Origin of the sequence: Clostridium puniceum (assembly GCF_002006345.1) — a bacterium.
Taxonomy (GTDB): domain Bacteria; phylum Bacillota; class Clostridia; order Clostridiales; family Clostridiaceae; genus Clostridium; species Clostridium puniceum.
In genome coordinates this window covers 46,636-59,493 of record NZ_LZZM01000089.1, presented here as the reverse complement: position 1 = coordinate 59,493, position 12,858 = coordinate 46,636, and the positions used below count along the sequence as shown (strand labels likewise).

General features: G+C 28.0%; 12 protein-coding genes and 1 riboswitch. Of the genes, 3 read left to right on the top strand and 9 right to left on the bottom strand.

Going from position 1 to position 12,858, the window contains the following annotated elements; genetic code table 11:
* Window positions 1-5: 5 nt before the first annotated feature.
* From thiH to thiS, 4 genes are read right to left on the bottom strand one after another with little or no spacing between them, the layout of a single operon-like run.
* A complete protein-coding gene (gene thiH, locus CLPUN_RS06900) occupies window positions 6-1,142 on the bottom strand; it encodes a 2-iminoacetate synthase ThiH (protein ID WP_077846583.1) in 1,137 nt (378 codons plus the stop codon).
* Window positions 1,143-1,153: 11 nt separating this feature from the next.
* On the bottom strand, window positions 1,154-1,927 hold the full coding sequence (locus CLPUN_RS06895; protein WP_077846582.1) for a thiazole synthase: 774 nt from the start codon (window positions 1,925-1,927) through the stop codon (window positions 1,154-1,156).
* A 32-nt stretch (window positions 1,928-1,959) separates the two neighbouring features.
* Entirely contained in the window at window positions 1,960-2,766 is an 807-nt protein-coding gene (gene thiF, locus CLPUN_RS06890; protein ID WP_077846581.1) for a sulfur carrier protein ThiS adenylyltransferase ThiF, read from the bottom strand.
* Window positions 2,767-2,795: 29 nt separating this feature from the next.
* Entirely contained in the window at window positions 2,796-2,990 is a 195-nt protein-coding gene (gene thiS / locus CLPUN_RS06885; RefSeq protein ID WP_077846580.1) for a sulfur carrier protein ThiS, read from the bottom strand.
* 151 nt (window positions 2,991-3,141) lie between these two features.
* Window positions 3,142-3,251: riboswitch (TPP riboswitch) on the bottom strand.
* 307 nt (window positions 3,252-3,558) lie between these two features.
* Between thiS and CLPUN_RS06880 the strand changes: the two genes are divergently transcribed.
* Window positions 3,559-3,780, top strand: a complete 222-nt coding sequence (locus CLPUN_RS06880; protein ID WP_077846579.1) for a PspC domain-containing protein — start codon at window positions 3,559-3,561, stop codon at window positions 3,778-3,780.
* A 166-nt stretch (window positions 3,781-3,946) separates the two neighbouring features.
* Window positions 3,947-4,537 (top strand): ECF transporter S component, encoded by a 591-nt coding sequence (locus CLPUN_RS06875; protein WP_077846578.1) that lies wholly within the window; start codon window positions 3,947-3,949, stop codon window positions 4,535-4,537.
* A 233-nt stretch (window positions 4,538-4,770) separates the two neighbouring features.
* On the opposite strand, the gene clpB is transcribed toward CLPUN_RS06875, so the two are convergent.
* Window positions 4,771-7,380: an ATP-dependent chaperone ClpB gene (gene clpB / locus CLPUN_RS06870; RefSeq protein WP_077846577.1), complete on the bottom strand. Its 2,610-nt coding sequence runs from the start codon at window positions 7,378-7,380 to the stop codon at window positions 4,771-4,773.
* Between the two features lie 439 nt (window positions 7,381-7,819).
* On the opposite strand from clpB, the gene CLPUN_RS06865 reads away from it, so the two are divergent.
* Window positions 7,820-8,242 (top strand): CBS domain-containing protein, encoded by a 423-nt coding sequence (locus tag CLPUN_RS06865; RefSeq protein WP_077846576.1) that lies wholly within the window; start codon window positions 7,820-7,822, stop codon window positions 8,240-8,242.
* A 185-nt stretch (window positions 8,243-8,427) separates the two neighbouring features.
* On the opposite strand, the gene CLPUN_RS06860 is transcribed toward CLPUN_RS06865, so the two are convergent.
* From CLPUN_RS06860 to CLPUN_RS06850, 4 genes are all read right to left on the bottom strand, one after another.
* Window positions 8,428-9,693 (bottom strand): helix-turn-helix domain-containing protein, encoded by a 1,266-nt coding sequence (locus CLPUN_RS06860; protein WP_077846575.1) that lies wholly within the window; start codon window positions 9,691-9,693, stop codon window positions 8,428-8,430.
* Between the two features lie 19 nt (window positions 9,694-9,712).
* Entirely contained in the window at window positions 9,713-11,014 is a 1,302-nt protein-coding gene (locus CLPUN_RS06855) for a helix-turn-helix transcriptional regulator (protein WP_077846574.1), read from the bottom strand.
* A gap of 244 nt (window positions 11,015-11,258) precedes the next feature.
* Complete coding sequence (locus CLPUN_RS26980) at window positions 11,259-11,432, bottom strand: YtxH domain-containing protein (protein ID WP_143328995.1); 174 nt, start codon at window positions 11,430-11,432, stop codon at window positions 11,259-11,261.
* A 223-nt stretch (window positions 11,433-11,655) separates the two neighbouring features.
* Entirely contained in the window at window positions 11,656-12,609 is a 954-nt protein-coding gene (locus CLPUN_RS06850) for a ribonuclease H1 domain-containing protein (protein ID WP_077846573.1), read from the bottom strand.
* Window positions 12,610-12,858: the final 249 nt, after the last annotated feature.

Genomic DNA, 12,858 nt, shown 5'->3' with positions numbered 1-12,858 from the left:
TTTAACTAAACAAAACTTTCCCAATCTTTAAATATAGGCTGATATCCTATATTTTTTAACATTTGCTTTATCTGAGTTGTACTTCTCTTGTCATTTGTGTCAAATTGACTTTCTCCTGCATCTTCTTTATTTAAGGTATGTCCACCAACAGATGTTGAAACCCCTGCTGAAATTTTATTTATGCCAAGTGGTATTAAATGATCTCTAAACCCTTCTGCTTCTCTAGTTGAAATATTAAGTACACTATTAGGAAACATATTTCTAATCGCTACGATACATTGAACTAAGTTTCTATCTGAAACATCTATAATATCACTAAATCCTCCAATACAAGGTCTTATTCTTGAAAAGGAGAAGCAAACTTCCGCTTCTGGGAAAGTCTTCTTTAAATATAAGCCATGAATCCCTTCTTTAAACATTTCTATTCTCCAATCATTTAAACCAAGTAATGCCCCTATATTAACACTTCTTACCCCTGCCCTTATAGCTCTTTCTGGAGTTTCTAATCTATATCTAAAATTTTTCTTAGGTCCACCTAAATGGACTTGTCCATAAATTTCTTCATCATATACTTCTTGAAATACAGTTAAGGAATCTACTCCCTTTGTCACAACTTGTCTATACTCTTCTTCATCCATAGGATAAACTTCTAACGCTACTGAAGGGAAGTAGCTTCTAAGAACACCTGCTGCTTCTGCTACATAACTAACTGGCGTATCCTTTGGAGATTCCCCTGTTAGAAATAATATTTGTTTAAAGCCTTCTTGACTTATTGATTTAGCTTCCTCTGCAATTTCCTCCATTATCAGCTTCCTTCTAGAAATAACATTATCATGACTATATCCACAATAAGCACATCTATTTATACAATAATTAGCTATATACATTGGAGTATATAAATAAACTGTCTTTCCAAAATATTGATCTGTAAGCTTATGTGCTTTTTGTGCCATTTCTTCTAAAAAATCCTCTGCCGTTTCAGAAAGCAATATTAATAAATCCTCTTCATCTAAATTTCTTTTAGATAAAACTCTAAGTACATCATCCTTTGTAACATTATCCCAAAATCTATAAAAATCAAATTCATCATATTTCTTCAAAAATTGGTATACGCTATTTTCTAAATACTTTTGTTCATACATTTTTTCACCTCTTAGCCTAAAAATCCTGTTAATGGAGATGATGATGATGCTATTTCCTGTTTTGCTCCAAGACCTGAAAGGTATGCAATTCTTCCACTTTCAACAGCTAGTTTAAATGCTCTTGCCATTTGAATTGGATCCTTTGAAGATGCAATTGCTGTATTTACTAATACTGCTGATGCCCCAATTTCCATTGCCATCGCTGCATCTGACGGAGTACCTATTCCAGCATCAACAATAATAGGAACTTCTATTTCATCAATCATAATTTCAATTAATTCCTTCGTCCTAATTCCTCTATTACTTCCAATAGGTGCTCCTAACGGCATCACTGCTGCTGCTCCAGCTTCAGCCATTCTTTTTCCCATCATTAAATCTGGACTCATATATGGAAGTACAACAAAGCCTTCTTTTACTAGCTCTTCAATAGCTTTTAAAGTTTCTAAATTATCTGGAATAAGATATTTAGCATCAGAAATAACTTCAATTTTAATCCAATTCCCACACCCCATAGCCTTTGCTATTCTTGCAATTCTTATAGCCTCTTCTGCATTTCTAGCTCCAGATGTATTAGGGAGCAATGTAATATTGTTTGGTATATATCCCAAAACATCTTCCTCTTTATTTTCAAGATCAATTCTTCTTACTGCCATAGTTACAACATTAGTTGCACAGTTTTCAATGACCTTGGGCAAATCAGAATTTTTTCCATATTTACCTGTTCCTATAAATAATCTACTACTTAACTCTTTTCCACCTATTTTAAATACATCATTTTCTACCATCTTTACAATTCCCCTTTACAATTTACTTATTACTAAACATGATTTTCATTTAAAATCAGCCTTAATGCCATATTTGCTTCATGACAAGCTGCTATTCCGACTCTAGGTGCCATTAAACCTTCATTCACCTTTGCTTCGTTTTCAAAATCTCCACAAATATAAAAGCGTGAATTCACTTTTCTACTAACTATTAAATTATTAGAATAATATCCTGCCATACCTGATGCAGAAATTATCTTTGGCTTATTAGTTTGAAGTAAAACCTCTCTAACTATCATCGCTTTATTTTCTGCTCCATCAAAAGCTTCAATCACAATATCCATATCCTCAAATAATTCTTTAATGTTATCTGTATTAACATTTACATCTGCATTACATACCTCTATAAATGGATTGATTTCTGAAAGTATCTCCTTTAATGCATCGCACTTTTTCATTCCAATATGTCTTATAAAATATTGTTGTCTATTTAAATTGCTAGGTTCAACTACATCAAAATCAATTATTTTAAGATATCCAACTCCAATTCTACCAAGCGCTAAAGCAACTGTTGATCCAAGACCTCCAAGCCCTGCAATAGCCACTCTTGCTTTTTTTACCTTTTCATGAACCTTTGGAGTATGTCTGCTTACCATTAAGGCTTCAAGCTCCTCTTTTCTAGGAATTTCTCCTCTCTTTATTAATGTAAGCTTATCCCCAGCTTTTAAAACGTAGTCTTGTTTTATTGGAAACCCATTTAAAATTAATATGTCTGCGTCACATTTAAAATTTTCTCTAATACTAAATGCTGTCCTTTCATCTTCTACAGATACTTCTTTTTCATTTACTAAAATTCTCAACTAAAATCCTCCTTCTAAAATATTTGAAATCAGCCTCCACCAACGAAACTTATAACTTCAATGATATTACTTTCTTTAAGTTCACGATTTTCAAAATCTTCTTTAGTTATTATTTCTTTATCTATCTCAACTACAAGTCTATCTGAATTTAAGTTAAGTTCCTTTATAAGATCGCTAACTACTTTTTTATTTCCAAGTTCCATTTTTTTACCATTTACTATCACTTTCTTCACCTCTTTCTTAAAATTTTTATAATCAAACTAAATTATATAGCTCCATCTTTTCACCTTAAAAAAACATGTAAAAAAGGACTCACCATAAAGGCAAGTCCTACAAAATTCATATTACTATTTATTAATGACTTAATAAATAATTTAAATTTACTTATTGCTTCCCTACGGTGGTATTAGCCACATCAGGTTAAAAGAGTTAAAGCAAGTATAGCTTCTCTCAGCCAATTTAAATTGGCACCCCTAGCCTTTTTATATTTAGTTTTCATAACAACTCCATATTACCACTTTATTTCTAATATTTCAATTATTTATAAACAAATTTTTAGAATTTGAATCTTATTTTTTAAATTCATAGCACAAGTGAATTAATCCTTAAATATCTTATGATTTTCTTATTATTATATAAAGATAGATTAAACCTACTATCAAATTTTAAATTCTCATTTATAATAATATTAATAAGACTATTGAAAATTAGCTATAACTTAAATATTTATAATTTATCTTAGAAAATAAATAGTAAAAATTACATAAATAAAAAACATGGATGGTGGTTATAATGTTAGAAAAAAAAAGATTATATAAAGATACTTCAAGAAAAAAAATTTCTGGTGTACTTGTTGGTTTTTCTGATTATATTAATGGTGATGTTACTTTAGTTAGAATATTATTTGTATTGCTCAGCATAGAATTTCTCCCAATTAGTGTTGTGATTTATTTTATATTTGCAGTTATAATGCCTGATAAACAAGACTTATATAACAATCCTAACCAATATTAACAAAAACAATTTTATTCTCACCTTTAAAATATTGTTGAACATTTTTTTAAAAGTGTTAAAATACTATTTGTCGGTATTCCTTTGGAAGCTGAACGGAAATTCATATATTATTATAGATTTTTCCGAATTATATCCATTATTAAGGAGTAAGAACGGAGGTATTTTCATGGAAAGAAATTATGTTAAAACAAGATTTTCAGTGAGACAAATAGCAATGGTTGGAATGCTTTCTGCAATTTCAATTTTCTTAGGATTAACTGGTCTTGGATTTATTCCAATTCCACCTGTAAGAGCTACTATAATGCATATTCCTGTTATAATAGGTGCAATCGTTGAAGGGCCTGTAGTTGGTGCTGCAGTTGGATTAGTTTTTGGTTTATTTTCAATGTATCAAAACTTTACAGCACCTGGGCCAACATCATTTATTTTTTGGAATCCTATAATAGCATTAGTACCTAGAATTTTAATTGGACTTGTAGCATATTATGTGTACAAGCTTATTAAGACAAAATTTAAAAATCAAAGTATTAGCATTGCCATAGCATCAATATGTGCTACTTTAATCAATACAATAGGTGTTTTAGGTTTTACTTATGTATTTTATTTAGAAAAGTATTCAGCCATCCTTAAAATAAAACCTGAAACTGCTGGTGCTGCAATTGCAACTATAGGTGCTACAAACGGAATTCCAGAAGCTATAGTAAGTGCTGTAATTTCAGTACCTGTTATAATAGCAATTTTAAAAACAAAAAAATAATAAATTTTAATTAAAATAAGATAGGCAACAAAATATAAAACTGCCTATCTTTTTATTATTTATTACTATTTTAATTCTTTAGTTTCATTTAGATAATGTATGCATTTTTGTATACATTATCTTTTAAAATATATTAGTGATATTTGTATCAAAATTAATAGTATTTTATACTATTAAAATGCATGATTTTGTTTATAAAAGCCTTTTCTGAATTTCTACCAATTGTTTTATAATTATTTAATTGGTAATGTAACGGATGTTATAAGAATTTCCTCATCTACTCCATGAATTCTAACCTTTGAGCCATAATTTAATTCTCCTTTTATTATCATTCTAGCAAGTCTATTTTCTAATGTATTTTGAATATATCTCTTAAGTGGTCTTGCTCCATATACTACATCATAACCTTCTCTTGCCATTATTGTTTTAGCTTCATCTGTAACCTCTATTTCTATATTCTTATCCTTTAATCTCTTTCCTACCTCACCTAAGAATATATCAATTATTTTCTTAATACCAACTTCTGATAATGGTTTGAACATTATGATATCATCTACTCTGTTTAAGAATTCTGGTTTAAACCTTGATTTTAATACACTTATTACTCTGCTCTTAATATCTTCTTCAACATATTCTTCGTTTTTGTTTTCTAATAGATATTCACTTCCAATATTTGAAGTCATGATTATTATGGCATTTTTAAAATCTACTGTCTTACCTTTATTATCTGTTAATCTACCATCATCAAGGATTTGAAGAAATATATTGAATACATCCTCATGAGCTTTTTCAATTTCATCAAATAGAATTACACTATAAGGGTTTCTTCTTACAGCTTCTGTCAATTGACCACCTTCATCATAACCTACATATCCTGGAGGCGCTCCAACTAATCTAGATACTGAATGCTTTTCCATATATTCAGACATATCTATACGAATTATATTTTCTTCTGAATCAAATAAATTTCTAGCTAAGGTTTTTGCAAGTTCTGTTTTACCAACTCCAGTAGGTCCTAGGAATATAAATGAACCTATTGGTCTGTTAATATCTTTAAGTCCAGCTCTTGCTCTAAGTATTGCATTTGTAACAGATTCAATTGCTTCATCCTGTCCTATTACTCTCTTACCCATTTCACTTTCTAATCTTAGGAGTTTTTCTCTTTCACCTTCAAGTAAATTAGTAACAGGAATTCCAGTCCACTTAGAAAGTACTTGTGAAACTTCTTCTTCAGTAACTTCTTCTTTTAGCAAAGCACCTTCATAATTTTCTTTTAATTCAATTTCCTTTTGTTTAATCTCTTCTTCTAATGCAGGAATTTTACTATATTGAATTTCAGCCACCTTATTATAATCAAAATTCCTTTGAGCAATTTCGATTTCGCCTCTAGCGTCGTCTAATTCACTCTTTAAAGTCTTAATTGCTATAATTTGCTCTTTTTCCTTAGTATACTTTGCAGTCATTTCATCATTTTCTTCTTTAAACTCTGCAAGTTCTTTTTCAATATCTTCTAACCTGCTTTTTGATCCTTCATCCTTTTCCTTTGATAAAGCTTCCTTTTCAATTTCTAGCTTAAATATCTTTCTTCTTATAATATCGAGTTCTGTAGGAAGAGAATCAATTTCTGATCTTATCATAGCACCAGCTTCATCAATTAAGTCAATTGCTTTATCTGGCATAAATCTATCTTGAATATATCTATCAGAAAGTTTTGCAGCCGCTACTATTGCTGAATCATGAATTCTGATTCCATGATGTATTTCAAATCTTTCCTTTAATCCTCTTAAAATAGCTATTGTATCTTCAACAGTAGGCTCATCTATTATTACTGGTTGGAATCTTCTTTCTAGTGCTTTATCTTTTTCAATATATTTTCTATATTCATCAAAGGTCGTAGCACCAATGCAATGAAGCTCTCCTCTTGCAAGTAATGGTTTTATTAGATTACCTGCATCCATAGCACCATCAGTCTTACCAGCCCCAACTATAGTATGAATTTCATCTATAAATAGCAAGATTCTACCTTCACTACTTTGAACTTCTTTTAAAACTGCCTTTAGCCTCTCTTCAAATTCGCCTCTATATTTTGCACCAGCAATTAATGCTCCCATATCTAAGGAAAATATAATTTTATCCTTTAACCCTTCTGGAACATCTCCTCGTACTATTCTTTCAGCTAACCCTTCAATAATTGCTGTTTTACCAACACCAGGTTCACCTATTAATACAGGATTATTCTTTGTTCTTCTAGAAAGAATTCTTATTGTTCTTCTTATTTCTTCGTCTCTTCCTATAACAGGGTCAAGCTTATGCTTTTTAGCAAGATCTACTAAATTAGTTCCATACTTGGCTAATGCATCATAAGTCCCTTCTGGATCCTGTGTTTCGACTCTTTGACTTCCTCTAACCTCCGCAAGAATTTTTAAGAAATTATCTTTATTTATATTATATTGCTTTAATATTTTGGAAACAGGACTACTCTTATCTACTTCCATAATAGCAAGCATCAAATGTTCAACACTAACATATGAATCATCAAATTTCTTTGAAATTTCTTCAGCTTTAATTAAAACTTCTTCTACTTTTCTATTAATATATACATTACCAACACCTTCACCTAAAACCTTAGGCATCAAATCTAATTCTCTATTTATTGAATCTTTTACACTCTTTACTGATATGCTCATCTTAGTAAAAATATTTGGTACTAATCCATCATCTTGTTCCACAAGAGCAGAAAAAAGGTGAATTAAATCTATTTGTTGATGATTAAACTTAACTGCTGTAACATTTGCATCATTTAAAGCTTGTTGTACTCTTAAAGTCATTTTATCAATATTCATTATTATTCCTCCTCAAAATTAATATTAATATACACTTTTAGTTGTGCTCGAAAGTCTTAATTATACTTCTTAATCTTTTATATGTGTTTGACTTGTGGTTGATAATTCCTAATTGTACTTCGCATTTTCTTTATAGGTGTAAAGATATTAATTGTGCTTCGCACTTTTTTTATATGTGTGTACTTTTTATCAAGTCTTGGTTCTACTTAGTACCTTTTTTATTAATATCCTAAATAATTCCTTCTCATATATATAATAATACATAGGTCAAAGAAAGTCAAAGTATATTTATTTTTTTATAATATTTTTTTATTAATTAAACTTTTGTTTAAAAATTAATAATTCTGTAGTAAAATAGTAGTATATATAGTTATATGTTTATCCAAATCTGTAATTCATGTACAATTGGAAATATTATATTTTTAAAAGAGGTGATATTATGAAAATTAATTCTGTTCTTAAGCACGATTTTCACACAATTCACACAAATGATTCTATAGATAAGGCTTTAGATTTTATGAATAAATCTAATGTAAATGGTATGCCTGTAGTAGATAATGATAATAATCTCGTAGGAATGGTTGTTAAAGCTGATATATATAGATTTATGGTACATCCTGGTCATTATGTTAGTTGTCCTGTCGAATGGGTTATGTCAAAATCTGTAATTGTTGCTCAATCTGATGAAGACCTATTTACTATTGCTAAACGTTTAAGGAAAAATGACATTATTGCTATGCCTGTAGTTGAAGGCGAGAAGATTATAGGAATTATTAGTATTGAAGATTTATTGGACTATTTTCTTAATGTAGATCCTCAAAATGATTCCTTTGGGTATGCAGATGGCTCATTAGAAGAATAAGTTCTTATTAGTATATATTTTAATTTAGTTTACAGTCGAAGTAATTGCTAATTTATATTTTATAAGTATAAATTACAATTACATAAAAATTATTATTTATACTCATAAGATTCAAATTAAAATAGAAGAATATTTGTTTAAAATTATAAACAAATATTCTTCTATTTTAATTTTGCATTATTTAATTATATTTTTTTATCTACTGCTAATGCTAAATTGAAGTATTTTAAAGAATCTGTAGTAGAACCAAGCTTATAATAAAGGTGTCCCATATCTATATACCTGCTTTTTCGTTCTTCTCTTGTACCAAATTTAAATAGTGAATCTAAAGATAAATTCATGTATTTTTCGGCTTCAACACATTTATCCATTTTTTGTAAAATTAAACCCTTTAAGTAATATGACTTTTCAATTAACTTTATATTATCTGTAATGATTGCCATATTTAAGGCCTCTTCTGTGATCTTATATGCTGTATCATACTCTAAATTTTTAATTAATATATTAGTACAATAATTTAGAAATTCTACATTTTTTTCTATATTATCGCTTGGGAATATTTTTATTCCTTTTTGTAATTCTATAATTGCTTTATCTTTTTCCCCTACTTCAAAATAATACTTTCCATAGTTCCCATGTGATAAGGCTACTGAAATAGGATTATATTTTTGATACTCAAAGGCTTTATTTTTATATTCATCAACATAATCTTTCTTTAACTTAATGCACACTGTAGCATAGATATGATATATTTTCCCCTTACTTTCATCAGTTTTAAGTGCATCAACATATTCTATTATCTCTGATAAAATACTATATGCTTCCTCTGACTTTTTTAAATTTTGATAACATAAGGCTTCATTATATCCTATCAAGCAATATTCTCCACTATCAAAACCTTCTTTTTTTTGTTGAAACATTTCTCTAAGTTTACTATAGTAAGATATTGCCTCTATATATTCTCTATTTTGAGAAAGATATCTTGCCATATCCTTAAAGTATATAACTGTATTTTCTTCTGTATTATTTCTTTGATATAAATCATAATATTGAGAAACTATTAATTGAATGTTTTCAACTTTGTTTTCTTCCACATAATAAGAAAACAATATATGTATTAATTCAAATGCTAAATCATAATATTTATATTTAAGTGCATAACTTAAATTATCTTTTAATTTATTTTCAGAATCATTATCACATGAAATATTCTTTTTTATAAAGTTTAAGTTACTTAAAATTTGCTCATAAACATCTTCTATTAAATAATCTAAATCAATTTCAATTTTCTCTGCTATATATTCAAGTAATTCTTTATCAGCCTTAATTTTCCCATTTTCTATACAACTCATTTTAGCAATTGAAATTTTGTTTCCACAAAGGTCTTTCAATGTAATTCCTTTAAATATTCTAGCTCTCTTTATTTTTTCACCAGTTGACAGTATTTCCAAATCCATCACCCCTTTGCTTTTAATTTTTCAACTTTTCTGCCTCATCAAACAATTTTATTCCTTGATTTAAATAGTATGAAGCTTCTTCTTCTTCTTTTTTGTCTATAAAGTATTTTCCAACTCTCATAGCTAATTCTCCTGCTTTAGCTAATCGCCCACTATTTTTTGCTAATAAGTATGTATCAATTAAAACACTTTCTGCTTGTTCAACTTTCTCATCAATACTAAACATGGTATATTTGATTAGTTTACATTCAATCTTCCTATCAACATCTTCTTCTTCAACGCTGTTTTCAATATTTTTTAATATCTTGCTGCATTGTTCAGTATTCTTTAGTTTCAAATGATGTTTGCAAATATCCATTAATATATCATTTACATAACCAACGCGGTTTTGAATACTGACATTTCTTGATATTTCATAGTGTTTAATTGATTCGTCTAAATCACCTAATTCATAAAATAATTTTCCTAAATTATGTTCTATATTAACTATACTCTTGTTATATTGTATTTTTTTATAAACTTCTAGCGTTTTCTTTGAGTATTTTATAGCATTTAATAAATCACCTTTTTTATTGAAGTCTTCTGCTAAACAAAATAAATTATTTGCATAATCTTCATCATTGTATATTTGTTCAAATCTTTTTTTTGCTGAATACGAATATTCTAATGCAGAATCTAATTCTTCTATATCATAATATGTTCTAGCCATATTATAATGTATTTCTCCCATTAAAAAATCATCTACTACTTTATTATCTAAATATACTTTTTCAGCTTGCTTTAAATAACTGCTTGCTGAATGATATGCTCTTAATTCTAAGGCTATATTAGCTAAATTTAAAAAAGTTTTTATTATTTGTTCATAATTATTATTTTTTATAAAAATCACATTTGCTGATAAAAAAAACTTTTGTGCCATCGGAAAATCTTTTTTATACATGTAAGACTTTGCAGTTATAAAATATATCATTGCTTTTCTATATTCTAAGTTATACTTTTCACAATAATATAATGCATTGTCAGTATATCTTTGTCCTTTTTCATAATCTTCCTGTAAAATACAAGATTCACCTACTTGCTCATAATAAAGACTAATTTTTTCAGCTTGACTCTCTTCGGATTCCATCAAGTATTCTACCGATGTACTTAATGCATCAGCTAAATATTCTAATAAGTCAACTGAAGGATTAGAACGACCCGACTCAACCAAGCTTATTTGTCCTGGAGTTATTCTGTCTTTCGCCAAATCTTTTAAGGTCATATTTAATTGTTTTCTTCTTCTTTTAATTTTTTCTCCTAATGATAGAATTTCCATTTCTTCAATCCTTCTCTATTCAACAAATTATTTAATTAATTTAATATAATTTTTCTTAATTATAACATAAATTCATAAAAAACTGCATAAAAATATAAATGCTGTCCAAAATTTATATAATTTAATTTTTTTATCCATTTTTATACTAAATTTTATAAACATAAAATATTTTTTTATTATAATATAAAAGACATGAATTCGATTTTTTATAAATCAAATTCATGTCTTTCAAAATAATAAATATTTATTTCATCCAATCTTGAATTCCATTGTAAGTAGATTCAGCCATATTTCTCATTCTTTTTCCTGCTCTTTTCATTGTCCTTTGTGTCCTTCTATCATAGTATGGCATCATGGCCATTTCAACAGCTACTCCAATTAAAATTCCTGCTACCATACCCTTTGAAAATCTTTCCATAATTAACACCTCTTTAATAATAATTTATTTTCTAAATGTAGATTATGTAGTAATTAAAAAGTTATCCAAGTTATTTTTTCCCATATTATATTACATATATTAAATTTAGATTTTAAAGGTAATAAGAACTTTCAAGAGCTATTACTTATTGCGGCATATCTCTTTTTATATGAATATTATATTTAGTTGCTGCAATTTTTAATTTTAAATTATTCTTATCTATCTATTCAAACTTATTCAATAGGTATAATATAAAGCTTTCTTTTTCTTTACTTAACAATTTTGAAATAATCTTCTTTCCATCTTTACAATTACTTTTATACAAACTTATAATTTTCTCAAATCTTACTTCCTTATCCTCATTTTCATCTTTGTCTGTAGCTACATCATTTTTTATGTCATCGTTAATAACTTCAATGTGTCCACTTATAATTATATTCTTAACAGCATTAGGAGCTATACTTAAAATTTCAGCTTTTACTTCCTCATTAGAAACTTCTATAGTATTTTTAGAAAGCCATTTTTCAATAACCCTATCAGAAGTTATACCTAGGCATTCCTTACATTTTTCATCTACTAGTTCATTAAATAAATCTCCTGTGTGACTATCTACCTTTACAAATATAATTTCAATTCCAGAATTCATTAATTTTTGCATCTTATTATAATATTCCATAGATGATTCTTCTTTTCTATCCCAAGCACCAGTAGCATGATGCGCTATTCCTTCATAATCATGAAATAAAACTATTTTAGTTTCATTTTGTTTTAAACCATATTCAATAGCTCTAACAGCACCTTTAAGCTCTCCTGCTATTTGTCTTATATTTTTTTCTGATGTATCCTTTTCTGCATTACTTTCTATATATTCTACAACATTATCTTTAACACAAACTACACCATAAGAATATCTTCCGTCAGATGAATTATAACTGCCATCAACATAAGCGTGAAGACAATCTTTGGGATAGTTTTCATCACTCTTTTTAAGCATTCTATTACCTTCATTTAAATATAAATTTGCATCTTCAATACTTTCAAAACTCTTATATTTAGCACCTTTTACACCTTTCACATATTTAAGACATTCATCCCAAGTATTAACTATAGTATTTTCTATTCTCTTATTGTTCTTAGCATCAAATCCACATTGTATTGCATAAACTTTCTTTGCCATTTCCTTATTCCCTTCTTTGTTAAATCCTTAATCTCATAAAGACATGTATTACATCCTCGATTATTTTTCCTATATATGTTGCATTTTAAATCTTACATTTCTAGTAATTAATATTTAAGAAATTCCAAAAGAAAAGTGAATGTCCAAAAGCGAGAATCAAAAAGTGATGACCCAAATTTTATCTTTGGCTATCAGAGCTTTCTCTGTGATCATTTTAAATCTTGTCTTTCAAACTTTCATACAGTAAAT